We start from the raw sequence: 23333 nt of genomic DNA, 5'->3' as shown, positions 1-23333 counted from the left end.
ATTGCCGCTACCGTTCCGGCCATGATCGAACCACGGCCGGAACGGTCGGCGGCGCCCTGGATCGAGTGGCCGGTGCGCATCATCGCGCTCGCCGTCGTGGTGCCACTGCGGGTGGCGTGGGAGTTCCTCGTCCTGTCAGGACGGTTCCTGCACCGGTACGTCGTCGCGCCGGTCGGCTGGTTCCTCGACAGGGTGATCTGGCGGCCACTGGTCTGGTTCGCGGTGAACGTGATCTGGCGGCCGGCCGTCTGGGTCGCCGTCCAGGTGGTGTGGCGTCCGCTGGTGTGGGTAGCGGTCAACGTCGTGTGGCGGCCGCTGACGTGGGCGGCCGTGCATCTGGTCTGGCAGCCGTTGTGCTGGGCGGCGGTGCACCTGGTGTGGCAGCCACTGACCTGGGCGGCGGTGCACCTGATCTGGCGGCCGTTGACCTGGGCGGCCCGGTATCTCGTCTGGCGGCCGCTGCGCTGGACGATCATCAACCTCGTCCTGTGGCCGCTCGTGTGGATCGCGGTCCGGGTCGTCCGGCCGGCGGTCGTCGCCGTGGCCCGTTTCGTCTCCTGGCTGCTCACCCGGACCGGACGCGGCGTGTGGCCGGTGCTCGCTCTGCTGGGACGCGCGTCGCGCTTCGTCGGGGGACTCCTCGTCGCGTACGTGCTGCGCCCGCTCGGCTGGCTCGTGCGCCACCTGGTCCTGCTGCCCGTGAAGTGGCTGTTCGTCGGCCTGTGGTGGCTCATCAAGGGCCTCGGCCGGGTGCTCGTGATCGTGGTGGTCGCCTTCGGTCGGGGCGTCGCGGCCGGCTGGCGGTGGACGGGTCGGGCCCTCGCGGCGGTCGGTCGTGCCATCGCGGCCCTCGGCCGAGGGCTCGGTTGGCTGGCCGCGGCGGTGTGGCGGTCGGCGCTGCGCCCGGTCGTCGCGTTCGTCGGCCGGATCCTGCTGCTGCTCGGCAAAATCGTCATCGGGGCGTTCGTCGGCGCGTGGTGGCTCGTCGGGGTGCTCGGCCGGTTCGTCTACCGGTACGCGCTGCGACCCGTCGGGCTCGGCGTCGCGTGGGCGTGGCGCCACTCGGCCGTACCCCTGTGGCGCGCCGTCGTCTGGGCCTGGCGGCACACGGTCGTCCCGGTCGCCCGCGGCGTGGCCGCCGCGGCGGCGGCATCCTGGCGCTGGTCGCGCGAGTCGGTCTTCCAACCGGCCGCCCGCACGGCCCGCTCCGTACGCGCGGCGGTCCGTTCGGCCTTCGGCCGCTCCTGACGGGCGGGCGGCGGACGGCAGCGGGCCTCGGCAGGGTCGCCGGCGGACCCGTAGGATCGGCGGCGTGGGCAGCGACGACGTGCAGGACGAACCCGTAGCACCGGGCGAATCGGACGGACTGGACCGGCTCTGGACGCCGCACCGGATGGCGTACGTCACCGGCGCCGACCGCCCCGCGGAGGGGTACGAGCGCCCGACCGGGTGCCCGTTCTGCCTGGCCCCGGGCCGGCCCGAGGACGAGGGCCTGGTCGTGGCCCGGGGCGAGCACGTGTTCGCGGTGCTCAACCTCTACCCGTACAACCCGGGGCACCTGATGGTGTGCCCGTACCGGCACGTGGCCGACTACCCGGACCTCGACGAGGGCGAGACCGTGGAGCTGGCCCGGTTCACGCAGACCGCCATGCGGGTGATCCGCGGCGCCAGTGGCGCGCACGGGTTCAACCTCGGCATGAACCAGGGCTCGGTGGCGGGCGCCGGCATCGCCGCCCACCTGCACCAGCATGTGGTGCCGAGGTGGGGCGGCGACACGAACTTCATGCCGGTGGTCGGGCGCACCAAGGTGCTGCCCCAGCTGCTGGCTGACACCCGTACCCTGCTGGCGAAGGTGTGGGCGGACCTGGCCCCCTGAGGCAGGCCTCGGCCTACAGCCAGTCCTTGCGCTTGAAGATCGCGTACAGGGCGGCGGAGGTGGCGAGGACGACGATCATCGAGGCCCAGAACCCGACGGTCTCCCCGTAGCCGGGGTACGGCACGTTCATGCCGTAGAAGCCGGTGACCGCCGTGGGTACCGCGATGATGGCCGCCCAGCTCGTCACCTGCTTCATGACCACGTTGAGCCGGTTGCCGCGCAGGGTCAGCTGGGTGTCGAGGATGGTCGCCACGAAGTCGCGCAGCGAGTCGGTCCACTCCACGGCACGCAGCATGTGGTCGTACACGTCCTGGTAGAAGGGGTACAGGCCGGTGCGGTCGTCCTCGTCGTGGTGGCGCAGCACCGCGTTGACGACCTCGCGCATGGGCAGGACGACCCGGCGCAGCACGAGCAGGCTCTTGCGCAGCTCGAAGGTCCGTCGCTGCACCGCGCGCTGGGTGTTGCCCTCGTCGAACAGCCGGTCCTCGAGCTTCTCCAGCTCCTGATCCAGCGCGAGCGCCGCGTCCATGTGCGTGTCGACCACGTAGTCGAGCAGCCCGTGCAGCAGGAAGGCCACCCCGAAGCGGGCCAGGTCGGGCTGGTCGTCCCAGCGCCGGACCACCTCGTCGATGTCGAACGCGTCGTCGCGGCGCACGGTCACCAGGGCGTTGGACGTGAGGAACGCGACGACCTGATGGCTGGCGATCTCGGCGTTGTCGACATCGAACGTCACCGCGTACGCCGCGAGCAACCGGTGATTCTCGTAGTGGACGAGCTTGGGGCGCTGCTGTTCGGTCAGCGCCCCCTCGATGGCGAGCGAGTGCAGGCCGAGCTCCTCGCGGACCGTGGCCAGTTCCTCCTGGGTGGGAGCGCACAGGTCGAACCAGACGAGCGCGCCCTCGACCGCGAGCCGGTCGGAGACCTCCCGGATCGGGAAGCCCTCGTCGACCAGCTGGCCGTCGCGGTAGAAGCGGGTTCGCGGCATGACCGACCCTCACTCTGCCCGACCCCGGCACCCGCCACACGCCGGCGGGTGCCGGAGAAGTCCGTCAGTGCCCGTGCGCCGCCGCGTGTTCCTTGCGTACCTGCTCGGCGAGGTTGCCGGGCATGGGCTCGTACCGGGCGAAGGCGCGGCCGAACGTACCCGCGCCGGACGTCATGGCGCGCAGCTCCACGGCGTAGCGGACCAGCTCCGTGGCCGGGACCTCGGCCCGCACGACCGCGCGGTCGGCGTCGTTCTCGGTGCCGAGCACCCGCCCGCGCCGCCCCGCCAGGTCACTCATGATCGCGCCGACGTACTGGTCGGGCACCCGGATCTCCACCTCGTCGACCGGTTCGAGCAGCTGCACGGACGCCTTCTCGGCCGCCTCACGCAGGGCGAGCGCGCCCGCGGTCTGGAACGCGGCGTCCGAGGAGTCCACGCTGTGGGCCTTGCCGTCGAAGAGGGTCACCCGGATGTCGACCACCTGGTGGCCGGCGACCAGGCCGCGCTCCATCTGCGCGCGTACGCCCTTCTCCACGGACGGGATGTAGTTGTTGGGCACCGCGCCGCCCACGACGCGGTCGACGAACTCGAACCCGCTGCCGCGCGGCAACGGCTCGACCTCGATGTCACAGACCGCGTACTGGCCGTGCCCGCCGGACTGCTTGACGTGGCGCCCGTGGCCCTTGGACGGGCCGCCGAACGTCTCCCGCAACGCGACCTTCACCGGCTCGGTGTCCAGGTCGACCCCGCCCGCGCGCAGCCGGTCCAGCAGCACGTCGGCGTGCGCCTCGCCCATGCACCAGAGCACGAGCTGATGGGTCTCGGGGTTGCGTTCCAGGCGCAGGGTCGGGTCGCCGGCGACGAGCCGGCTGAGGTTCTTGGCGAGCGCGTCCTCGTCGGAGCGGGTCTTGGCGACCACGGCCACGGGCAGCAGCGGCTCGGGCATGTCCCAGGGCGCGATCAGCAGCGGGCGGTCCTTGCGCGAGACCGTGTCGCCCGTCTCCGCCGTGCCCGACTTCGTGATGGCGCAGATGTCGCCGGCCACGCAGAGCGGCACCTCGCGCACCTGCGCGCCCAGGGGGGAGTACAGGTGGGCGACGCGCTCGTCGGCGTCGTGGTCGGGGTGGCCGCGCTCCTGCATGCCGTGGCCGGCCACGTGCACGGTGGTGTCGGGGCGCAGGGTGCCCGAGAAGACGCGCACCAGCGAGATGCGGCCCACGAACGGGTCGATGGTGGTCTTGACGACCTCGGCCACGAGCGGGCCGTCGGGGTCGCAGGTGAGCGGCTCCTGCGGGCTGCCGTCGAGGCTCTCGACGGCGGGCAGCTCGTGCTCGCCGGGCGTCGGGAACGCGCTCGTGAGCAGCTCCAGCAGCACGTCGAGGCCCACGCCCGTCTCGGCGCAGACCGGGATGACCGGGTAGAAGTGGCCCCGGGCCACGGCCTTCTCCAGGTCCTCGACCACGGTGGCGGTGTCGATGTCCTCGCCGGCCAGGTACCGGTCCATGAGGCTCTCGTCCTCGCTCTCCGCGATGATCCCCTCGAGCAGTTCGTTGCGGGCGTCCACGATGGCGGGCAGGTGCTCGGGGTCCGGGTCGCGCACGGCCGCCGGGTGCCCGTCCGAATAGTCGTGCACGCGCTGGCTGATCAGGCCGAGCAGGCCCACCACGGACTCGCCGTCGTCGCCGAGCATCGGCAGGTAGAGCGGCAGGACGTTGTCGCCGAACACCTCCTGGCACTGCTCGACCGCGCGGTCCACATCGGCGCGGGGGTGGTCGAGGCGGGTGATCGCCACCGCGCGCGGCATGCCCACGGCCGCGCACTCCTCCCACAGCGCGCCGGTGGCGGCGTCCATGCCGTCCGCGGCGCAGACGACGAACAGGGCCGCGTCGGCGGCGCGCAGGCCGGCGCGCAGCTCCCCGACGAAGTCGGCGTAGCCCGGCGTGTCGAGCAGGTTCACCTTGATGCCGTCGTGCATCAGCGGCGCGCAGGCCAGGCTGACCGAGCGCTGCTGTTTGACCGCCGCCGGGTCCGTGTCGCAGACCGTGGTGCCCTCGGCCACCGAGCCGGCCCGGCTGATCGTGCCGGTGGCCGCGAGAAGGGCCTCCACGAGCGTCGTCTTGCCCGCCCCGGAGTGCCCCACGAGCACCACGTTTCGCACCTTGCTGGGCGAATCCACCACCGGCGCCGGGCCGGTGACCCCTTTCTCCGCCGCCTTCTGCGCCATCGCAGCCCCTCCTCTGGTGTGACTCAGGTCACCGACGACCCTGGATAAATCCCACACCCGTAACCTCTCAGACACAACCCCGACGCGCCTGGGCCACCCGGAAGGCCGGACCGGGCCGATTGGCCCGGTGCCGATAAGGTGAGACCGCCATGGCGAAGATCCTCAGCACCTTCAAGGGCGGCGCGCGCGCCGCGTTCGATCCCATCGGGCGGGCACTGGTCCGGGCCGGCATCTCGCCGGACGCGGTGACCGTCGCCGGTACCGCCGGCGTCGTCGCCGTCTCGGTGATCTTCGCAGGGCGTGGACAGCTGCTCATCGCCACCCTGGCCATCACCGCGTTCGCGCTGCTCGACGTGGTCGACGGGGCGATGGCCCGGGCCCGGGGCCACAGCACCAGATTCGGCGGCGTCCTCGACTCCACCATGGACCGGGTCGCCGACGGCGCGGTCTTCGGCGCGCTCGCCTGGTGGCTCGGCCACACCGGACAGGGCGTGCTGGCCGGGGTCACCATCTTCTGCCTGGCCGGCGGCCAGGTGGTCTCCTACGTCAAGGCCCGCGCCGAGGCGGCCGGGCTGCGCTGCGACGTCGGCATCGCCGAGCGCCTGGAGCGGCTCGTCCTGCTCGGCATCGGCGGCATCCTGCACGGCGCCGGGGTCAGCTGGGGCCTGGGCGCCGCCCTGTGGCTGCTCGCCCTCCTCACCGCGGTCACCATCACCCAGCGCCTCCTGTACGTCCGAAGGCAGGACCGGGCCGCGGTGGCCCCGTGAGCGGGCGTCAACGAGCCAACCAGCGGCGCGGTGCCGGCCCGCGCCGGCGGGCCGCGGAGGTGACGGCGTGAACGGCAGGGTCACGGACATGGCGTTCGCGGCCGGGTGGCGGATCGTGCGCGCCCTGCCGCTACCGGTCGCCCGGGCCGTGTTCCGGACCGCCGCCGACCGCGCCGCCCGCAAACGCGGACCGGGCGTGCAGCGCCTCGCGGGCAACCTGCGCCGCGTCGTCGGCCCGGACATGCCCGCCGCCGAGTTCGACCTCCTGGTCCGCGACGCGGTCCGCTCCTACGCCCGGTACTGGCTGGAGGCGTTCCGGCTGCCGTCCACCACGCACGCGCAGCGGATGAACTTCCGGCTGGCCGGCGCCGAGCGGCTGCGCGAGGCGCACGAGGCCGGCACGGGCGCCATCGCGGCCCTGTCGCACTCCGGCAACTGGGACGCCGCCGGGGCCTGGCTGGTCGGCGGCGGCACGCCCCTGACGACGGTGGCCGAGCGGCTCAAGCCCGAGTCGGTCTACCGGCGGTTCGTGGCGTTCCGCGAGTCGCTCGGCATGGAGATCCTGCCGCTCACCGGCGGCGACCGGCCCGTCCTCGACGAGCTCGCCGACCGCCTCGCCAAGGCCCACATCGTGGCGCTGCTCGCCGACCGGGACCTGTCGCGGCGCGGCGTGGAGGTGACGTTCTTCGGCGGGCGTACGCGCATGCCGGCCGGGCCGGCCCTGCTCGCCATCCGCACGGGCGCGCCGCTGTTCGTCGTCCCGCTGTGGTACGAGCCCGACGCCCCCTGCGGCGAGGTCATCGGCCCGCTGGAGGTGCCCGACCCGGCCAGCGGCCCGCTCGACGTCCGCGTGAAGGCGCTGACCCAACGGATCGCGGACGAGTTCGCGACCGCCATCGCGCGCCACCCGAGCGATTGGCACATGATGCAGAAGCTCTGGCTCGACGAGCCCGCATCCTGAGGGGGTGCACATGCGCGTGGGCATCGTCTGCCCGTACTCGTTCGAGGTGCCCGGCGGGGTCCAGAACCACGTCCGCGACCTCGCCGAGACACTCATCGCCATGGGCCACGAGGTGAGCGTGCTCGCCCCGGCCGATGAGGACGACCCGCACCCGGCCTACGTCGTGCCGGCCGGCCGGGCGGTACCCGTGCCGTACAACGGGTCGGTGGCGCGGCTGTCGTTCGGCCCGATCTCGGCCGCCCGGGTGCGGCGCTGGCTCGCGGCCGGCGACTTCGACGTGATCCACGTGCACGAGCCGTTCACCCCGAGCCTGTCCATGCTCGCCGCCGTGGCCGCCAAGCAGCCGGTGGTGGCGACCTTCCACACCGCGATGACGCGCTCGCGCGCGTTGAGCGCCGCCTCCGGCGTGCTCCAGCTCGTACTGGAGAAGATCACCGCGCGGATCGCGGTGAGCTCGTTGGCCCGCAGGGTCCAGGTGGAACACCTCGGCGGCGGGGCGTGGGAGATCCCCAACGGCGTGGCCGTGGCCAAGTACGTCGACGCGCCTCCGCTGCCCGGCTGGCCCGGCGAGGGTGGGGCCCTGGGCTTCCTCGGCCGCTTCACGGAGCCCCGCAAGGGTTTCCCGGTGCTGCTGGACGCGTTCGGCCGGCTCACCGACGACCGGCCCGGCCTGCGCCTGCTGGTCGCCGGCCCAGGCGACCCCGAGGAGCTCACCGAGGACGTGCCGGCCGACGTCCTGTCGCGCATCACCTTCCTCGGCAAGGTCTCCGAGGAGGAGAAGGCGCGCATGCTGCGCAGCGTCGATGTGTACGTCGCGCCGAACACCGGCGGCGAGTCCTTCGGCATGATCCTCACGGAGGCGATGGCCGCCGGCGCGGCCGTCGTGGCCAGCGACCTGGACGCGTTCCGCCGGGTGCTCGACGGCGGCCGCGCCGGGCGGCTGTTCGACAACGGCGACGCCGACGACCTGGCCCGCGCCATCGCCGACCTGCTCGACGACCCGGCCGCCCGGGCCGCCCAGGTGGCGCGCGCCCGGGCCGTCGTGGCGACCTACGACTGGCCCGTCGTGGCCGAGCGGGTGCTGGAGGTCTACGCCAGCGCCATCGAGGCCACGCCCGCCGAGGACCTCCACATCTGGGGCGGGTCGGACGCCTGAGCGGCGCCACGATTACCATGCGCCCGATGTGGTGGGTGGTGGCGGTGGTGACCGCGGTGGTCCTGGTGGCCACCTATGTGACGTGGACGGCGGGCCGGGTGGACCGCCTGCACGCGCGTGCCGCGGCCGCGCACTCCGCCCTGGATGCCGCGCTCGTGCGGCGGGCCGCGGCCGCCATCGAACTGGGGGAGCGGGCCGGCCTGCCGGACCTGCCGGTCACCGCCAAGGCGGCGATCACGGCGCGGGCCGACGAGCGCGAACTGGCCGAGAACGATCTCACCCGGGCCCTGCGGGCGGTGCCGGCCACGCCGGAGATCAGTGAGACGTTGCGCACGGCTTCGGCGGCCAGCCGCCGCGTCGCGCTCGCCCGCCAGGTGCACAGCGATCTGGTACGCGACGCCCGCGCGATCCGCCGCCGCCCCCTGATCCGGGTGCTGCGCCTGTGCCGGAAGCACCCCGAACCGCGCTTCTTCGACATCGATGATCCGACCCTGGAGATCGCCGACGAAAGGTGACGACGTGTCGGCTTCCGGGCGGGCCGGGCGGCACTCTGCCCCGTTCGGTGACCGACCGGCTGCGCGTACCATGAGGCTTGTTCATCCAGCGCGCCCTGAGGAGCTGCGACGCCGTGTCCGAGCACACCACGCCGACCCAGAACACCGCCGACACCTCGACCGCCCCGGTCATCGGGAGCGCCCGCGTCAAGCGCGGCATGGCCGAGATGCTCAAGGGCGGCGTCATCATGGACGTCGTCACGCCGGAGCAGGCCAAGATCGCTGAGGACGCCGGTGCGGTCGCCGTCATGGCGCTGGAGCGCGTCCCCGCCGACATCCGCGCCCAGGGCGGCGTCTCGCGGATGTCCGACCCCGACATGATCGACGGCATCATCAACGCCGTGTCGATCCCGGTGATGGCCAAGGCCCGCATCGGCCACTTCGTCGAGGCCCAGGTCCTGCAGGCGCTCGGCGTCGACTACGTCGACGAGTCCGAGGTGCTCACCCCGGCCGACTTCGAGCACCACATCGACAAGTGGGCGTTCACGGTGCCGTTCGTGTGCGGCGCCACCAACCTCGGCGAGGCGCTGCGCCGCATCAACGAGGGCGCCGCCATGATCCGCTCGAAGGGCGAGGCGGGCACGGGCGACGTGTCCAACGCCACCACCCACATGCGCAGGATCCGCGCCGAGATCGCCAAACTGCGGTCGCTGCCCGAGGACGAGCTCTACGTCGCGGCCAAGGACCTCCAGGCGCCGTACGAGCTGGTCAAGGAGATCGCGGCCACCGGCAAGCTGCCGGTCGTGCTGTTCACCGCGGGCGGCATCGCCACCCCGGCCGACGCCGCGATGATGATGCAGCTCGGCGCCGAGGGCGTCTTCGTGGGCTCCGGCATCTTCAAGTCCGGCAACCCCGCCCAGCGGGCCGCCGCGATCGTGAAGGCCACCACCTTCTACGACGACCCGGACGTGCTCGCCAAGGTCTCCCGGGGCCTGGGCGAGGCCATGGTCGGCATCAACGTCGACGAGATCCCGCAGCCGCACCGCCTCGCCGAGCGCGGGTGGTGACCGGGGACCTCGTCGTGGGGGTGCTCGCCCTGCAGGGTGACGTCCGCGAGCACCTGCACGCCCTCGCCGAGGCCGACGCGCTGGCCCGCCCGGTGCGCCGGCCGGAGGAACTCGACACGGTCGACGCACTCGTCATCCCCGGCGGCGAATCGACCACGATCTCGAAGCTGGCCGTCGAGTTCGGGCTGCTGGAGCCGATCCGCAAGCGCATCGCCGGCGGCATGCCGGTCTACGGTTCCTGCGCCGGCATGATCATGCTGGCGGCCGAGGTGCTCGACGGGCGAGCTGACCAGCACACCTTCGGCGGCATCGACATGACCGTGCGGCGCAACGCGTTCGGTCGGCAGGTCGACTCCTTCGAGGCCGGGGTGTCCATCGACGGCATCGACGGCCCGCCGTTCCATGCGGTGTTCATCCGCGCTCCCTGGGTCGAGCGGGTCGGCGACGACGCCACGGTGCTGGCCCGCGTCGATGAGGGCCCGGCGGCGGGTAGGATCGTCGCCGTACGCCAGCGGCACCTGCTCGCCACCGCGTTCCACCCCGAGCTGACCGGGGATCTCCGAGTGCACCGGCACTTCGTGGAGATGGCGCGAGCGGCGCGGGCCGTGGACTAGACGACGACGGAGGACTCATGTCAGGCCACTCCAAATGGGCGACGACCAAGCACAAGAAGGCGGTCGTCGACGCCAAGCGGGGCAAGCTGTTCGCGCGCCTGATCAAGAACATCGAGGTGGCCGCCCGCACCGGCGGCGGTGACCCGGCCGGCAACCCGACGCTCTTCGACGCCATCCAGAAGGCCAAGAAGAACTCCGTCCCCAACGACAATATCGACCGCGCGGTCAAGCGGGGCTCCGGCCTTGAGGGCGGCGGGGCCGACTGGCAGACGATCATGTACGAGGGGTACGGCCCCAACGGCGTCGCCCTGCTGATCGAGTGCCTCACCGACAACCGCAACAGGGCCGCCACGGACGTCCGCGTCGCGCTGACCCGCAACGGGGGCTCGCTGGCCGACCCCGGCTCGGTGTCCTACATGTTCTCCCGCAAGGGCGTCGTGATCGTGCCCAAGGCCGGTTCGCTGACCGAGGACGACGTGCTCGGCGCGGTCCTCGACGCCGAGCCCGAGGAGGTCAACGACCTCGGCGAGGCATTCGAGGTGATCTCCGAGCCGACCAACCTCATCGCGATCCGCACGGCCCTGCAGGACGCCGGCATCGAGTACGAGTCGGCCGAGTCCTCCTTCGTGCCGAGCGTCAACGTCCCCCTCGACGAGGAGGGCGCCCGCAAGATCTTCAAGCTCATCGACGCCCTCGAGGACAGCGACGACGTCCAGAACGTCTTCGCCAACTTCGATGTCTCCGACGACGTCATGGCGCTCATCGACGCCTGACCGGTCACCGCCTCGCGGGTTGTGGATGGAAAGGGCCGCTATCGCGGCCAACGAATCCATAACCCCGGTGGCCGGCGCGACCGCCTAGACTTCGGCGCGTGTACCCGTCCGTGCCCGTCACCGTCGCGTCCCTCGTCGACGACCTGCGCGGGCTGGGCGTGCGGGCCGGGTCGACCCTGCTGTTGCACTCCTCGCTCAAGGGCATCGGCTTTGTCGTGGGCGGGCCGCAGGCCGTCGTGCACGCGCTGCTGGACGCGCTCGGGCCGGACGGCACGCTCGTCGTGCCCACGCACACTCCCGACAACACCGACCCCGCCGGCTGGCAGCACCCGCCGGTACCCGAGTCGTGGTGGGCGCCGATCCGGTCCTCGGCGCCGGGGTTCGACCCGGCGCTGACGCCGAGCCGGTGGATGGGCGTCCTCGCCGAGACCGTACGGACATGGCCGGGTGCCGTGCGCAGCGCCCATCCGTGCGTGTCCTTCGCGGCGCTCGGCCGCCACGCCGAGGAGATCACGGCCGGGCACCGGGTCGACGACGCGCTGGGGGAGACCTCTCCGCTCGGCGCGGTCTACCGGCTCGACGGGTCCGTACTGCTGCTGGGCTGCGGGCACGACTCGAACACGTCACTGCACCTGGCCGAGTGGCGCCAGCCCGACCCGCCGCGCGGGCACCGGGGGGCGGCCGTGCGCCGGCCCGACGGGAGCGCGGAGTGGGTGACGTGGGTCGATGTGCTCGAGAATGAGGAGGTCTTCGCCGATCTGGGCGCCGACCTTGAGGCGACCGGCGCGGTGACGGTCGGCCGGGTCGGACTGGCGACCGCACGCCTCATGTCCCAGCGGGTCGCCGTGGACTTCGCCACCAGATGGATCGCCTCCCACCAGCGATAACCGGGGAGGTGCCGGCGACTGCTCCCGCCGGCGATCCTGATCGGCCGCAGGCGTCCGGCAGGAGCACGTTCGTCAGCGGCCGATGTCCTCAAGGGGAGCTTCGGGGACAGCGGTGAGCTCACCACCATCCCCGAAGCGCGACGTCACCAGCCGCCGTAACCGCCGTAGCCGCCGAACCCGCCGTAGCCGCCGTACAGGCACGGGATGGGCCCCGGGTAGAAGCCGATGAACCCGCCACAGCCGCCGTACCCGCCGAAGCCGCCGTAACCGCCACAGCCGCCGAAGCCTCCGTAGCCGCCGAAGCCCCCGTACCCGCCGAAGCCGCCACAGCCGCCGGTCTTGACGGCCTGGGTCGCGCTGGCGACCTGGGCCGGCGCCGACGCCTGGCTGGAGGCCTGCGCGGGAGCGGCCGCCGCGCCCAGGAACAGCGCCACGCCCAACGCGGGAAGAATAAGTTTCCGTCGCATGAGTTCTCCTGTTTTCCCGAACTTTTTCCGTGAATTAGCTGAATGTCCTAATTCCGGCATGCGATATATAGCACCTATAGGTGGGATATGGGTGGTAATCGGCGTCCCGTCCTGGCGGGCGAGTCTGTGCCTACCAAGGGATCATGACGATGTCGGGCGGACCGGGGTGTCGTCGTCCGTGCGGGGGTGGGGGACCCTGCCCTGGGCCAGGAGGGCGTCGCGGATCTCCGTGAGGAGCTGGATCTCCTCGCTCGGCGCCGCCGGCGGCGGCTCCTCGCCCCGCTTGCGCCGCTCGGCGAGCTTGTTCATCGGCAGCACGACGAGGAAGTACAGCACCGCAGCGGTGATCAGGAAGCTGATCAGGGCGTTCAAGGCCAGGGCCCAGTCGAAGACCTGATCGTTGATCGTGAACCGACCCTTCTTGATCGGGTCCCCCTTGCCGAACACGCGGATGAGCGGCGTGACGAACGCGTCCGTGAACTTCGTCACCAGCGTGCTGAACGCGGCGCCGATGACGACACCGACCGCGAGGTCGATGACGTTGCCCCGCATGATGAAGTCGCGAAAACCCTTGAACACCAACAACTCCTTGCCTTCGACGGGGCGATCGCCCACCGCGTATCCGCTCCGTCGTGACCCTATGGGGTGATCCCAGCATGTGCCACTGCGTGCGGGTGGTCGGCGTCACGCGGCAACCGGTGACAGAATGCGTACCCGTGAAGACCTTCGACGACCTGTGGGGCGAGCTGACCGCCAAGGCGACCGAGGGCACGCCGGGTTCGGGCACCGTGGCGCTGCTCGCCAAGGGTGTGCACGGGGTCGGCAAGAAGGTGGTCGAGGAGGCCGCCGAGGCCTGGATGGCCGCTGAACACGAGGGCCCGGAGCGCGCCGCTGAGGAGATCGCCCAGCTGCTCTACCACGCCCAGGTGCTGATGATCGCCAGCAAGGTGGACATCAAGGACGTGTACCGACATCTGTGATGTCGTCCGCCCTGTCCGCCTCCCCGATCACCCTGAACAAGGAGCACCTGATGCTGCGTGTCGCCATTCCGAACAAGGGCGGCCTGGCGCCGGCCGCCACCGCCATGCTGCGCGAGGCGGGCTACCGCCAGCGCGCCGACGAGAAGGATCTGACCTGCCTCGACGCCGCCAACGAGGTCGAGTTCTTCTACCTGCGCCCCCGTGACATCGCCACCTACGTGGGCTCCGGCGACCTGGACCTGGGGATCACCGGCCGCGACCTGCTGGTCGACTCCGGCGCCGCCGCCGAGGAGGTCCTCGCGCTGGGCTTCGGCCCGTCCACATTCCGCTTCGCGGCGCCCCCCGGGCGCGCCCGGACGGTGGCCGACCTGGCCGGGGCGCGCGTCGCCACGGCGTACCCCGGGGTTGTCTCGAAGTTCTTCGCCGAGAACGGGATCGACGCCACTGTCGTCCGCCTCGACGGGGCGGTCGAGAACGCGGTCGGGCTGGGCGTGGCGGACGCGATCGCCGACGTGGTGGACACCGGGACGACGCTGCGGCGGGCGGGCCTGGAGCTGATCGGCGAGCCGCTGCTGCGCTCCGAGGCGATCCTCATCCGCCGGCTGGAGGCGCCGGCCAACGGGCCGGTCACCCAGCTCGTACGCCGCCTGCAGGGCGTACTGGTCGCCCGCAGGTACGTGATGCTCGCCTACGACGTGCGCGCGGACCTGCTGGAGGAGGCGACCAAGCTGACCCCCGGCATCGAGTCGCCGACCATCTCGCCGCTGCACCGGGAGGGCTGGGTGGCCGTGCAGGCGATGGTGATCCGCGCCGACGTCCACAAGATCATGGACGATCTGTACGAGGTGGGCGCGCGCGCCATCCTCGTCAACGACATCCTGGCCTGCCGGCTTTAGCGGAACCTGTCGGGGCGGCCGGTCACTCGCTCACCGTGCAGGTGACCTTGCCCTTGACGGTCTTGTCGACGAGCACCGTGGTCGACGACCGTACGGTCTGCCCGGGGTCGACGCTCGTGGCGAAGCCGATGCCCTGGCCCACCCGGGTGCCACCGGCGGTCTCGACGTCGAACCGCGGCGCGTAGGTGCGCTTGCGGGTGCCGGAGTTCGTGGCCTTCCAGCTGATCTCGACCGTGGCCAGGAAGTCGCTGGGCTTGAGCACGCAGCCGGTGATCTTCACGTCGGTCCTGACCGCGTTGAGTTCGGCGTTGATGTCCTCGACCGCCTCGGCGCCCGCCCGGGTGATCACGTAGGCCGCCGTGCCCGCGCCGCCGCCGCAGAACACGATGCCCGCGACAAGTCCGATGATCATGCCGCGTCTCGGTGCGCGCCGGGGCGGTGGTGCGGCGGGCAGGACGACATAGACGGGTGGCGCCACATAGCCCGACTGCTGGCCGTGCGGATGGGGGTAGCTCACGCCGGTGCGCTCCTCGCCGGAGGGATACCGGTCACTGTGCCACACCCGGGCGACGCGGGTGGCCGCGTGCCGGCTGGCTGCCCCGGCGCGCGGCCACCCGTGGTCAGTCGCTCAGCTTGCAGGTCACCGAGCCGGTGGCCGGCGCGTCGAGCAGGATCGTGGCCGTCTCCGTGCGCGTGTCGCCGGGCTGGAGCGCCCCGACGAAGCCGACGCCGTCACCGAGCCTGGTGCCGTCGGCGGACTCGGCCACGAACGTCGGCGCGTAGGTCCGCGAGATCGAGCCGGAGTTGGTCACCTTCCACGTGACCTTGACGGACGGCAGGTACCTGTCGTCCTCCACCACGCAGTCGACGATCGTGATGTCGGTCTTCTCGGCGTTCAGTTCGGCGTCGAGCGAGTCCTTGGCGCTCTTCGCGACGAACGCGACGCAGCCCGCGATGCCGCCGCAGACGAGCAGCAGCACGATGACGACGATCCCGATGATCAGGCCCCACCGCGTCTTCTTCGGTGGCGGGGCGACCGGGTAGCCGGGCTGCGGGGCGGGGTAACCCGGCGCCGCGTACCCGGGATAGCCGGCCGGGTAGCCCGGCGGTGCCTGCGGGGGTGGCGGGTAGCCCTGCGGAGAGGTGGGGTAGCCGGGCTGCGGGGCGGGGCTGCCGGGCGGCGGGTAGCCGTAACCCGGCTGCTGCGGGTCGTAGGGGTTGGTCAAGGGATGGGCTCCTCGGCGAGGTGTACGGAGGCGAGCCGCAACACTGTCCCACAGCACGGCCGTGCGCCGGGATCCCCGACGCCCGGCCGACCGGTCAGTCTTTGATCCCGCAGGTCACCGCGCCGGCGGTGCCCTTGTCGAGCCGCACCAGGGTCATGAAGACCCGGGCCTGGCCCGGCGGCAGGCCGGTCCTGGTGTCGCCGCCCTCGCCGAGCTTGTCGCCCTCGGCGTCCTGGACGACGAAGGTGGGCGAGTAGTCGCGCGGCGCCGACTCGGAGTTGCGCACCTCCCACGTCACCGTGACCGTGGGTACGGTCTGCCCGGGCAGCGTGGTGCAGGCGAGGACGATGATGTCGCGCTCCTCCGGGGTGAGCCGGTCGTCGTCGCCGCCGAACCCGGCGAGGGAATCGTCGCGGGTCGCGACGAGGGCGACACAGCCGACCACGCCGCCGCAGAGCAGCACCAGGCAGACCGCGATGATGGTGATGATCAGTCCCCACGGGGTCCGCTTCGGTGGCGGGACGTTCGGTACGGGATAGCCCGGCGGGTAGCCCGCGGCCGGGTTCGGGTGGCCCTGCGGCGGATAACCCTGGGGCTGGCCGGGGTAGTACCCCGGGGGCGGTGGATAGCCTTGGGGAGCGGGCGGGGGGTGGCCCGCGGGTGGATACCCGGGCTGCTGGTTCGGGTCCTGCGGCGTAGTCAACTCGGCTGGACTCCTCCGGGAGGTGGCGCTCGGCGATCGACCGACGTAACACTGTGCCACAACCGGACGCCCCGCCGGGGGCCGTTGATCAGGCCAGGAAGAGATAGGTGACCGTCACCGCGATGATCAGGCTCAGCCCGGCCGCGATGGCGGCCGGCAGCCAGGTGTGGGGCAGCGGCTGGCCGGTGCGCATCGCCCGCTGGACGCGCCACCAGCGGCGGTAACTGGTCGCCGCGACGATGAACGCCAGCATCGCGAAGGCCACGCCGAGGCCGAGACGCTGCGGGCGGGGCGCCAGGTCGGGGACGAGCTGCACGACGGCCACCCCGCCCGCGAGGAGCGCGATGGCGGTGCGGATCCAGGCCAGGAAGGTGCGCTCGTTGGCGAGGGAGAACCGGTAGTCCGGCTCCTCGCCCGCCCTGATGGGCGAACGCGGGTCGAATCGGCCGGATTCGGCGGGGGAGTCGGGCGGGGTGGTGACGGGCATGCCCCCATGATCGCCGGCCGGTGGATGGCCGCCGCAGGGGGGCGGGGCCGGAGGTGGCAGACTCGGCAGGCGTGAGCCAGGTCGAGACCCCGCACGTCGGGACACTTCCCGTGACCTTCCGCCCCCGGCGCGTGCGCAAGGTGTGTTACGCGCTGGCGGCCGTCGTGGTCGTCTTCTTCACGATCATCGGGATCCTGCTGACCGGACCGATGGAGGGCGGCCGCGGCGTCTTCACGACGGCGGACCAGGTGGCCATGGTGGCGCTGGGGGTCCTCGGCGCCCTGGGGGTGCTGGCGTTCGCCCGGCCCCGCGTGATCGCCGACGCCGAGCGGGTGCGCATCCGCAACGTCGTGGGCGGGTACGACCTGCCGTGGTCCGTGGTGCGCGGGGTGCGGTTCACCACGGGCAACCCGTGGGTGACCCTGGAGCTGGCCGACGACGAGGTGGTGGCGATCATGGCGGTCCAGGCCGTGGACAAGGAGTACGCCATCCACGCCGCCCGCACGCTGCGCACCCTGCTGAATCAGAGCCGGTCACTTGACGCGGCGACGGATTCGAAGTAGGCGCGGGGCACCTGATACACTTTTGGTGTAGACCGTGCCGGGACGTGTCCCGGCTCTCCAAGTGGAGCGCCCGCTCCCACCCGAGCCGCCGCAGAGGCAGCCGGGTCGGTCACCTGAGCCGGTGATGCCGGCGAGGGTTGGCGCGTCATTGTGCGCGCGACCGGTCGAGCGGGCCCTGGCATGCGCCGGGGCCCTTCGTGTCAGGGCATTTCACCTGGGGATCCTCCGCGAGGCGGGGCGGCTGCGCAGGCGGCGGCGCGAGGTGTGTCGCCGTGAGGACGGACCTAGGAGGCCCCATCAGCGTCGAGCCACGCGTCAATGACCAGATCCGTGCCCGTGAGGTCCGCCTGGTCGGCCCCGAGGGTGAGCAGGTGGGCATCGTGCCCATCGAGCGAGCGCTCCAGTTGGCCGCGGACGTGGATCTGGATCTGGTCGAGGTTGCGCCCATGGCGCGCCCACCGGTGTGCAAGCTCATGGACTTTGGCAAGTTCAAGTACGAGAGCGCACTGAAGGCGCGAGAAGCCCGGCGCAACCAGCAGCAGACCGTCATCAAGGAAATGAAGCTCCGCCCCAAGATCGACTCGCACGACTACGAGACCAAGAAGGGTCACGTCGTACGGTTCCTGAAGGCGGGCGACAAGGTCAAGGTGACGATCATGTTCCGCGGCCGCGAGCAGAGCCGCCCGGAGCTGGGTCGCCGGCTTCTGGACAGGCTGTCGCAGGAGGTCGCTGACCTGGGGTTTGTCGAGGCCGCTCCGAAGCAGGACGGTCGTAATATGATCATGGTTATCGCTCCGCACCGCTCTCTCAAGGTGGCTGCGCGTGGGGCCAAGCCGGGCGCCGAAGGCGTCGAGGGCGAGGTCGCGCCGGCCGAGGTGGCGGCGAGCAACGGTACGGGCGAATAGGGGAGAACCTTTCGATGCCGAAGATGAAGAGCCACACCGGCATGGGCAAGCGGGTCAAGGTGACCGGCTCCGGCAAGATCGTGGGTGAGCAGGCCGGCAAGCGCCACCTGCTGGAGGGCAAGACCTCCCGGCGCACGCGCCGCCTCACCGGCACGGTCGAGATGTCCGCTGTGGACACCAAGCGCATCAAGAAGCTGTTGGGCCGCTGACGCGCGGCACGGCGGTCCCGCCCCCGGGACCGACCCATCGATGACAAGTTGACCGGCCCGAGCGGGCCGGTCGTTGACGAGGAGTGACAACGTGGCACGCGTCAAGCGGGCAGTCAACGCCCAGAAGAAGCGTCGTACCGTCCTCGAGGGCGCCGCCGGTTACCGCGGCCAGCGCTCTCGCCTGTACCGCAAGGCCAAGGAGCAGATGCTCCACAGCATGCAGTACGCGTACCGGGACCGCCGCGACCGCAAGGGCGACTTCCGCCAGCTGTGGATCACGCGCATCAACGCCGCCGCGCGCGCGAACGGCATGACCTACAACCGCCTCATCCAGGGCCTGCGCCTGGCGGGCATCGAGGTCGACCGCAAGATCCTGGCCGAGCTGGCCGTTAACGACGCGGCCGCCTTCGCCGGCCTCGTCGAGGCGGCCCGCGCCGCCATCCCGGCCGCCGACGCGGCCGCCTGACCGACGTCAGGATGCGACAACCACGACCCGGGGACGGTCTGTTCACCGAACGGACCCCCCGGGTCGTTGCTGCCCGCAAGCTTCAGCGGCGCAAGGACCGCGACGCGACGCGGCGTTTTCTCGCCGAGGGACCCCAGGCGGTACGCGAGGCGTTGCGCGCCGACACCGCCTCCCCGGTGACCGCCGGCGCGACCCGGCCCCACGGCGGCGGGTCGCCACGCGGCCGGGTCGTCGAGGTGTTCGCCACCCCGGACGCCGCCGAGCGCTACGCCGACCTCGTCGCCGAGGCGCCGGCCGTCTCCATCGTCACCGACGCCGCCATGGCGTCGCTGGCCGAGACGGTCCACCCGCAGGGCCTCGTCGCCGTCTGCGACTTCCTCGACGTCTCCCTGCATGACGCGCTGCGCGGCGAGCCGCGCCTGGTCGTCGTGCTCGCCGGCATCGCCGACCCCGGCAACGCCGGCACCGTCCTGCGCACCGCAGACGCGGCCGGCGCGGCCGCCGTGGTCTTCCCGGACGACACCGTCGACCCGTACAACGGCAAGTGCGTGCGGGCGTCGGCCGGCAGCCTCTTCCACGTCGACGTGGTGCGCGGCGGGGACACCCTGGCCACCGTCGGGCTGCTGCGCGAGGCTGGGCTGCGGGTGCTGGCCGCGGACGCCTACGGCGCTCACGACCTCGAGGAGTACGCCGACACGGGCGCGCTGTCGGCGCGTACCGCCTGGGTTTTCGGCGCCGAGGCCCACGGCCTCGCGCCGGCGGTCGCCGGGGCCGCCGACGCGCGCGTCAAGGTGCCCATCCACGGCCGCGCGGAGAGCCTCAACCTCGCCGCCGCGGCGGCCGTGTGCCTGTATGCTTCTGCCAGAGCCCTGAGTCGAGAGTGATCCTCATGATGCGCATCCACTCGTTTATGCGGCCCGCCGGTGGCGGGCAGCGGGGCTGACGCGTCTTTCCCTCCCCTGACTGACCTTCCCGCACCGGCGGGCAACGGCTGAGCCGTGCGTCCGTACTATGTGTCGGTTGCCTCCCGGAGGACAGTCATGACGTACCGAAACGACCCGTACGACCCGAAACAGGTCGCGCTGCTCGACCAGAGCGCCCTCGACGACGCGATCGCGCAGGCCGAGAAGGCGTTCGCCGAGGCGGGCGACCTCGACGCGCTCGGCGGCATCCGCCATCAACACCTCGGCGACCGGGCTCCCGTGTCGCTGGCCCGCCGCGAGATCGGCGCCCTGCCGCCGCACGCCAAGGCCGACGCGGGTGCGCGCGTGAACGCCGCCCGCGCGGCGATCGAGGCCACGTTCCGGGCCCGCCACGCGCAACTGGCCGAGGAGCAGGCCCGCCGGGTCCTCGTCGAGGAGACCGTCGACGTCACGCTGCCCACCGGCCGGCGTCCGCGCGGCGCGCGCCACCCGCTCACCACGCTGATGGAGCACATCGGCGACCTGTTCGTCGGCATGGGGTACGAGATCGCCGAAGGGCCCGAGGTCGAGCTGGAGTGGGCGAACTTCGACGCGCTCAACATCGGCGCCGACCACCCGGCGCGCGGCCTCATGGACACGTTCCACGTGGGTTCCGAGGGGTCCGGCCTGGTGCTGCGGACGCACACCTCGCCCGTGCAGGCGCGCACGATGCTGTCGCGCAGGCCGCCCATCTACGTGGTCTGCCCGGGCCGCACCTACCGGACCGACGAGCTGGACGCCACGCACACGCCGGTCTTCCACCAGGTGGAGGGCCTCGTCGTGGACGAGGGCATCACGATGGCGCACCTGCGCGGCACGCTGGACCACTTCGCCCGGCAGATGTTCGGCCCCGAGGCGCGCACCCGCTGGCGGCCGCACTACTTCCCGTTCACCGAGCCGTCGGCGGAGTTCGACGTGTGGTTCGCCCAGCACCGCGACGGCCCGCGCTGGGTCGAGTGGGGCGGCTGCGGCATGGTCAACCCGCGCGTGCTGCGGGCCTGCGGCATCGACCCCGACCGGTACTCGGGCTTCGCGTTCGGCATGGGCATCGAGCGCACGCTCATGTTCCGTAACGGGGTGAGCGACATGCACGACATGGTCGAAGGCGATGTGCGGTTCACCCGCGCGTTCGGGATGGAGATGTGAGCATGCGGATTCCGGTCTCATGGCTGCGCGAGTTCGTCGCGCTGCCCGCCGACCTGTCCCCGGCCGACCTGGAGCGGGCCCTCGTCGGGCTAGGCATCGAGGTCGACGACGTCACCGACCAGCGCGAGACCGTCAAGGGCGACCTCGTCGTGGGCCGCGTCCTGGAGATCGAGGAGCTGACCGGGTTCAAGAAGCCGATCCGGTTCTGCCGCGTGGACGTCGGCCGCGACGAGCCGCAGGAGATCGTCTGCGGGGCCACCAACTTCGTCGCGGGCGACCTCGTCGTGGTGATCCTGCCGGGCGGCGAGCTGCCGGGCGGGTTCCGCATCGGCGCGCGTAGGACGTACGGCCGCAACTCCAACGGCATGATCTGCTCGGCCCGCGAGCTGGGCCTGTCCGACGACCACTCCGGCATCATCGTGCTGCCCCCGACCACGACCGCCCTGCCGGGCGAGGACGCGCGGCCGGTCGTCGGCCTCGACGACGTGCTGCTCGACCTGGAGATCACCCCGGACCGCGGGTACGCCATGTCGGTACGCGGCATCGCCCGCGAGCTGTCGCACGCCCTGGGCGTCGCGTTCACCGACCCGGCGGCCGCCCCGGCGCCCGGCGCCACGGCCGCGCCGGCCTATCCGGTCGAGGTGCGCGACACCCGCGGCTGCGACCGGTTCGCGGCACGGGCCGTGCGCGGTGTCGACCCGTCCGCCGCCTCGCCCGAGTGGATGCGCAAGCGGCTGACGATCGCCGGCATCCGGGTCATCTCGCTGCCGGTCGATATCACCAACTACCTGATGCTGGAACTCGGCCAGCCCATGCACGCGTTCGACCTGAACGCGCTGCGGGGGCCGCTCGTCGTGCGCCGCGCGGTGGCGGGGGAGCGGATGACCACATTGGATGGCGTGGAGCGCAGGCTCGACGCCGAGGACATGGTCATCTGCGACACGGGCATCCCGACCCCGGTCGCGGGTGCGGAGGGCGCGCCGATCTCGCTGGCCGCCGTCATGGGCGGGGCCACGTCCGAGGTCGCCGACACCACCACGGACGTGCTGTTCGAGGCCGCGCACTGGGACCCGGTCATGGTCAGCCGCACCGCGCGCCGGCACCGGCTGTGGAGCGAGGCCGCCAAGCGCTGGGAGCGCGGCGTCGACCCGACCGTCGCGCTCGTAGCCATCGACCGCGCGGTCGCGCTGCTCGTCGAGCACGGCGGCGGCACGGCTGGCGCGGAGATCCTCGACGTCAACCACGTGCGGTCGCTGGCCCCGGTCACCCTGGACGCCTCGCTGCCCACCCGGCGCATCGGCGTGGAGTACCCGGTCGACCGGGTCGTGGAGATCCTGTCGCAGGTCGGCTGCGACGTGGCCGTGGCCGGTGACGTCCTGACGGTCACGCCGCCGCCGTGGCGGCCGGACCTGACCGAGCCGGCCGACCTGGTCGAGGAGGTCGCCCGGCTGGGCGGGTACGACGAGATCCCCGGCGTCCTGCCGCAGGCCCCGCCCGGCAACGGGCTCACCCCGACCCAGCGCCGCCGCCGGTCCGTGGGCCGGGCGCTGGCCGAGAACGGGTACGTGGAGGTCCTGTCGTACCCGTTCGTGTCGCCCGCGTTCGCCGACGCGCTCGGCCTGCCCGCCGACGACCCGCGCCGGCCGGCGGTGCGCCTGGCCAATCCGATCTCCACGGAGGAGCCGCTGCTGCGGACCACGCTGCTGCCGCCGCTGCTGGCGACGCTGCGCCGCAACCTCGGCCGGGGCGCCCGGGACCTCGCCCTCTACGAGCAGGGCCTGGTCTTCCACCCGGTGGACGGGGCCGGCGCGCCGCCCGCCATGGGCGTCGACCGGCGCCCGACGGACGAGGAGTTCGCCGCCGCCGACGCGGTCGTGCCGCGCCAGCCGTGGCACGTCGCGGCCGTCCTGGCCGGCGAGGCCGACCCGGCCGGCTGGTGGGGCGGCGGCCGTCCGGCCGGCTGGGCCGACGCGGTCGAGGCCGCCCGGATCGTGCTGTCAGCGGCCCGGGTGAGCGGCACCGTGCGGGCCGGCAACACGGCGCCGTGGCACCCGGGCCGGTGCGCCGAGATCGTGGTCGACGGCGAGATCGTCGGGCACGCGGGCGAGCTGCACCCGGCCGTCTGCGCGGCGCTGGAGCTGCCCAAGCGCACCTGCGCGATGGAGCTCAACCTCGACGCGCTGCCGGCCTCGGGCGTGACGCCCGCCCCGGCCTTCTCGACGTACCCGCCCGCGCTCATCGACGTCGCCCTCGTGGTGCTGTCCGACGTGCCGGCCGCCTCCGTCGAGACAGCGCTCGTCGAGGGTGCCGGTGACCTGCTGGAGGCGGTGCGCCTGTTCGACGTGTTCACCGGCGAGCAGGTCGGCGCCGGCAACAAGTCGCTGGCGTACAAGCTGACCTTCCGGGCACCGGACCGGACGCTCACCGCGGACGAGGCGGTCGCCGCCCGCGACGCGGCGGTGGCGGTGGCGAAGAAGCGCCACGGCGCGGTCCTGCGCGGCGTGTAGCTCCCCGTGCGG

27 protein-coding genes are annotated in these 23333 nt (G+C 72.4%); 19 read left to right on the top strand and 8 right to left on the bottom strand.

The genetic code is table 11. The annotated features are described in order from the left end of the window. Positions 1-21: 21 nt before the first annotated feature. Positions 22-1248, top strand: a complete 1227-nt coding sequence (locus tag ABD191_RS20770; RefSeq protein WP_344084531.1) for a hypothetical protein — start codon at positions 22-24, stop codon at positions 1246-1248. 145 nt (positions 1249-1393) lie between these two features. Beyond that, positions 1394-1876, top strand: a complete 483-nt coding sequence (locus ABD191_RS20765; protein ID WP_344084710.1) for an HIT family protein — start codon at positions 1394-1396, stop codon at positions 1874-1876. 13 nt (positions 1877-1889) lie between these two features. On the opposite strand, the gene ABD191_RS20760 is transcribed toward ABD191_RS20765, so the two are convergent. After that, on the bottom strand, positions 1890-2861 hold the full coding sequence (locus ABD191_RS20760) for a magnesium transporter CorA family protein (protein WP_344084528.1): 972 nt from the start codon (positions 2859-2861) through the stop codon (positions 1890-1892). Between the two features lie 64 nt (positions 2862-2925). Next, on the bottom strand, positions 2926-5085 hold the full coding sequence (locus ABD191_RS20755; RefSeq protein ID WP_344084525.1) for an elongation factor G-like protein EF-G2: 2160 nt from the start codon (positions 5083-5085) through the stop codon (positions 2926-2928). Between the two features lie 149 nt (positions 5086-5234). Here ABD191_RS20755 and pgsA point away from each other — a divergent pair, with 149 nt between their 5' ends. The 8 genes from pgsA (at position 5235) to ABD191_RS20715 (ending at position 11804) form a co-directional block, all read left to right on the top strand. After that, positions 5235-5852: a phosphatidylinositol phosphate synthase gene (gene pgsA, locus ABD191_RS20750; protein ID WP_344084522.1), complete on the top strand. Its 618-nt coding sequence runs from the start codon at positions 5235-5237 to the stop codon at positions 5850-5852. A gap of 88 nt (positions 5853-5940) precedes the next feature. Then, the gene (locus ABD191_RS20745; RefSeq protein WP_486341496.1) at positions 5941-6813 is read left to right on the top strand and encodes a phosphatidylinositol mannoside acyltransferase; all 873 of its coding nucleotides are present in this window, start codon (positions 5941-5943) and stop codon (positions 6811-6813) included. 10 nt (positions 6814-6823) lie between these two features. Beyond that, a complete protein-coding gene (locus ABD191_RS20740; protein ID WP_344084707.1) occupies positions 6824-7969 on the top strand; it encodes a glycosyltransferase family 4 protein in 1146 nt (381 codons plus the stop codon). Between the two features lie 26 nt (positions 7970-7995). Next, positions 7996-8484 (top strand): hypothetical protein, encoded by a 489-nt coding sequence (locus ABD191_RS20735; protein WP_344084516.1) that lies wholly within the window; start codon positions 7996-7998, stop codon positions 8482-8484. Between the two features lie 113 nt (positions 8485-8597). Beyond that, positions 8598-9530: a pyridoxal 5'-phosphate synthase lyase subunit PdxS gene (pdxS, locus tag ABD191_RS20730; RefSeq protein ID WP_344084513.1), complete on the top strand. Its 933-nt coding sequence runs from the start codon at positions 8598-8600 to the stop codon at positions 9528-9530. Continuing rightward, positions 9527-10144, top strand: coding sequence for a pyridoxal 5'-phosphate synthase glutaminase subunit PdxT (pdxT, locus tag ABD191_RS20725; RefSeq protein WP_344084704.1), 618 nt, complete (start codon positions 9527-9529; stop codon positions 10142-10144). Before pdxS ends, pdxT begins: the two co-directional genes overlap by 4 nt. A 17-nt stretch (positions 10145-10161) precedes the next feature. Beyond that, positions 10162-10917 carry a YebC/PmpR family DNA-binding transcriptional regulator gene (locus ABD191_RS20720; RefSeq protein WP_344084510.1) on the top strand — a complete coding sequence of 252 codons (756 nt, stop codon included), beginning with the start codon at positions 10162-10164 and terminating at the stop codon, positions 10915-10917. Positions 10918-11015: 98 nt separating this feature from the next. Next, positions 11016-11804 (top strand): AAC(3) family N-acetyltransferase, encoded by a 789-nt coding sequence (locus tag ABD191_RS20715; RefSeq protein ID WP_344084507.1) that lies wholly within the window; start codon positions 11016-11018, stop codon positions 11802-11804. Positions 11805-11947: 143 nt separating this feature from the next. Here the strand turns inward: ABD191_RS20715 and ABD191_RS20710 are convergent, their stop codons facing one another. Next, positions 11948-12271 (bottom strand): hypothetical protein, encoded by a 324-nt coding sequence (locus tag ABD191_RS20710; protein WP_344084504.1) that lies wholly within the window; start codon positions 12269-12271, stop codon positions 11948-11950. Between the two features lie 141 nt (positions 12272-12412). Further along, positions 12413-12850 carry a large conductance mechanosensitive channel protein MscL gene (gene mscL, locus ABD191_RS20705; protein ID WP_344084701.1) on the bottom strand — a complete coding sequence of 146 codons (438 nt, stop codon included), beginning with the start codon at positions 12848-12850 and terminating at the stop codon, positions 12413-12415. A gap of 137 nt (positions 12851-12987) precedes the next feature. Here mscL and ABD191_RS20700 point away from each other — a divergent pair, with 137 nt between their 5' ends. Both ABD191_RS20700 and hisG read left to right on the top strand, forming a co-directional pair. Next, on the top strand, positions 12988-13251 hold the full coding sequence (locus ABD191_RS20700) for a phosphoribosyl-ATP diphosphatase (RefSeq protein ID WP_425560485.1): 264 nt from the start codon (positions 12988-12990) through the stop codon (positions 13249-13251). 50 nt (positions 13252-13301) lie between these two features. Continuing rightward, positions 13302-14147, top strand: coding sequence for an ATP phosphoribosyltransferase (gene hisG, locus ABD191_RS20695; protein WP_344084695.1), 846 nt, complete (start codon positions 13302-13304; stop codon positions 14145-14147). 22 nt (positions 14148-14169) lie between these two features. Here hisG and ABD191_RS20690 read toward each other — a convergent pair whose 3' ends face one another. From ABD191_RS20690 to ABD191_RS20675, 4 genes are all read right to left on the bottom strand, one after another. Next, positions 14170-14664: a hypothetical protein gene (locus ABD191_RS20690; protein ID WP_344084502.1), complete on the bottom strand. Its 495-nt coding sequence runs from the start codon at positions 14662-14664 to the stop codon at positions 14170-14172. 103 nt (positions 14665-14767) lie between these two features. Beyond that, positions 14768-15373, bottom strand: coding sequence for a hypothetical protein (locus ABD191_RS20685; RefSeq protein WP_344084499.1), 606 nt, complete (start codon positions 15371-15373; stop codon positions 14768-14770). Positions 15374-15467: 94 nt separating this feature from the next. Beyond that, on the bottom strand, positions 15468-16076 hold the full coding sequence (locus ABD191_RS20680; protein WP_344084496.1) for a hypothetical protein: 609 nt from the start codon (positions 16074-16076) through the stop codon (positions 15468-15470). Between the two features lie 88 nt (positions 16077-16164). Further along, positions 16165-16563, bottom strand: a complete 399-nt coding sequence (locus ABD191_RS20675; protein WP_344084493.1) for a YidH family protein — start codon at positions 16561-16563, stop codon at positions 16165-16167. Between the two features lie 71 nt (positions 16564-16634). Here ABD191_RS20675 and ABD191_RS20670 point away from each other — a divergent pair, with 71 nt between their 5' ends. From ABD191_RS20670 to pheT, 7 genes are all read left to right on the top strand, one after another. Then, complete coding sequence (locus ABD191_RS20670; protein ID WP_344084490.1) at positions 16635-17126, top strand: PH domain-containing protein; 492 nt, start codon at positions 16635-16637, stop codon at positions 17124-17126. 272 nt (positions 17127-17398) lie between these two features. After that, positions 17399-18031 (top strand): translation initiation factor IF-3, encoded by a 633-nt coding sequence (gene infC, locus ABD191_RS20665; protein ID WP_425560789.1) that lies wholly within the window; start codon positions 17399-17401, stop codon positions 18029-18031. A gap of 14 nt (positions 18032-18045) precedes the next feature. After that, positions 18046-18240, top strand: coding sequence for a 50S ribosomal protein L35 (gene rpmI, locus ABD191_RS20660; RefSeq protein WP_344084487.1), 195 nt, complete (start codon positions 18046-18048; stop codon positions 18238-18240). Between the two features lie 91 nt (positions 18241-18331). Next, positions 18332-18706: a 50S ribosomal protein L20 gene (gene rplT, locus ABD191_RS20655; protein WP_344084484.1), complete on the top strand. Its 375-nt coding sequence runs from the start codon at positions 18332-18334 to the stop codon at positions 18704-18706. A gap of 11 nt (positions 18707-18717) precedes the next feature. Beyond that, on the top strand, positions 18718-19590 hold the full coding sequence (locus ABD191_RS20650; protein ID WP_344084481.1) for a TrmH family RNA methyltransferase: 873 nt from the start codon (positions 18718-18720) through the stop codon (positions 19588-19590). 156 nt (positions 19591-19746) lie between these two features. Beyond that, on the top strand, positions 19747-20814 hold the full coding sequence (gene pheS / locus ABD191_RS20645; protein ID WP_344084478.1) for a phenylalanine--tRNA ligase subunit alpha: 1068 nt from the start codon (positions 19747-19749) through the stop codon (positions 20812-20814). 2 nt (positions 20815-20816) lie between these two features. Then, positions 20817-23321: a phenylalanine--tRNA ligase subunit beta gene (pheT, locus tag ABD191_RS20640; protein ID WP_344084476.1), complete on the top strand. Its 2505-nt coding sequence runs from the start codon at positions 20817-20819 to the stop codon at positions 23319-23321. Positions 23322-23333 lie beyond the last annotated feature (12 nt).

The organism is Luedemannella helvata (assembly GCF_039528415.1).
Taxonomy (GTDB): domain Bacteria; phylum Actinomycetota; class Actinomycetes; order Mycobacteriales; family Micromonosporaceae; genus Luedemannella; species Luedemannella helvata.
This window is presented reverse-complemented; position numbering and strand designations above follow the sequence as displayed.

What these genes read in the sequence shown, in the direction of transcription:
- ABD191_RS20710 (WP_344084504.1), bottom strand. Translation starts at nt 12,271, where the DNA reads ATGCGACGGAAACTTATTCTTCCCGCGTTGGGCGTGGCGCTGTTCCTG.
- ABD191_RS20755 (WP_344084525.1), bottom strand. Translation starts at nt 5,085, where the DNA reads ATGGCGCAGAAGGCGGCGGAGAAAGGGGTCACCGGCCCGGCGCCGGTG.
- ABD191_RS20740 (WP_344084707.1), top strand. Translation starts at nt 6,824, where the DNA reads ATGCGCGTGGGCATCGTCTGCCCGTACTCGTTCGAGGTGCCCGGCGGG.
- ABD191_RS20735 (WP_344084516.1), top strand. Translation starts at nt 7,996, where the DNA reads ATGTGGTGGGTGGTGGCGGTGGTGACCGCGGTGGTCCTGGTGGCCACC.
- hisG (WP_344084695.1), top strand. Translation starts at nt 13,302, where the DNA reads ATGCTGCGTGTCGCCATTCCGAACAAGGGCGGCCTGGCGCCGGCCGCC.
- pgsA (WP_344084522.1), top strand. Translation starts at nt 5,235, where the DNA reads ATGGCGAAGATCCTCAGCACCTTCAAGGGCGGCGCGCGCGCCGCGTTC.
- ABD191_RS20720 (WP_344084510.1), top strand. Translation starts at nt 10,162, where the DNA reads ATGTCAGGCCACTCCAAATGGGCGACGACCAAGCACAAGAAGGCGGTC.
- ABD191_RS20760 (WP_344084528.1), bottom strand. Translation starts at nt 2,861, where the DNA reads ATGCCGCGAACCCGCTTCTACCGCGACGGCCAGCTGGTCGACGAGGGC.
- ABD191_RS20745 (WP_486341496.1), top strand. Translation starts at nt 5,941, where the DNA reads ATGGCGTTCGCGGCCGGGTGGCGGATCGTGCGCGCCCTGCCGCTACCG.
- pheT (WP_344084476.1), top strand. Translation starts at nt 20,817, where the DNA reads ATGCGGATTCCGGTCTCATGGCTGCGCGAGTTCGTCGCGCTGCCCGCC.
- ABD191_RS20650 (WP_344084481.1), top strand. Translation starts at nt 18,718, where the DNA reads ATGCGACAACCACGACCCGGGGACGGTCTGTTCACCGAACGGACCCCC.
- ABD191_RS20765 (WP_344084710.1), top strand. Translation starts at nt 1,394, where the DNA reads ATGGCGTACGTCACCGGCGCCGACCGCCCCGCGGAGGGGTACGAGCGC.
- ABD191_RS20770 (WP_344084531.1), top strand. Translation starts at nt 22, where the DNA reads ATGATCGAACCACGGCCGGAACGGTCGGCGGCGCCCTGGATCGAGTGG.
- pheS (WP_344084478.1), top strand. Translation starts at nt 19,747, where the DNA reads ATGACGTACCGAAACGACCCGTACGACCCGAAACAGGTCGCGCTGCTC.
- rpmI (WP_344084487.1), top strand. Translation starts at nt 18,046, where the DNA reads ATGCCGAAGATGAAGAGCCACACCGGCATGGGCAAGCGGGTCAAGGTG.
- ABD191_RS20675 (WP_344084493.1), bottom strand. Translation starts at nt 16,563, where the DNA reads ATGCCCGTCACCACCCCGCCCGACTCCCCCGCCGAATCCGGCCGATTC.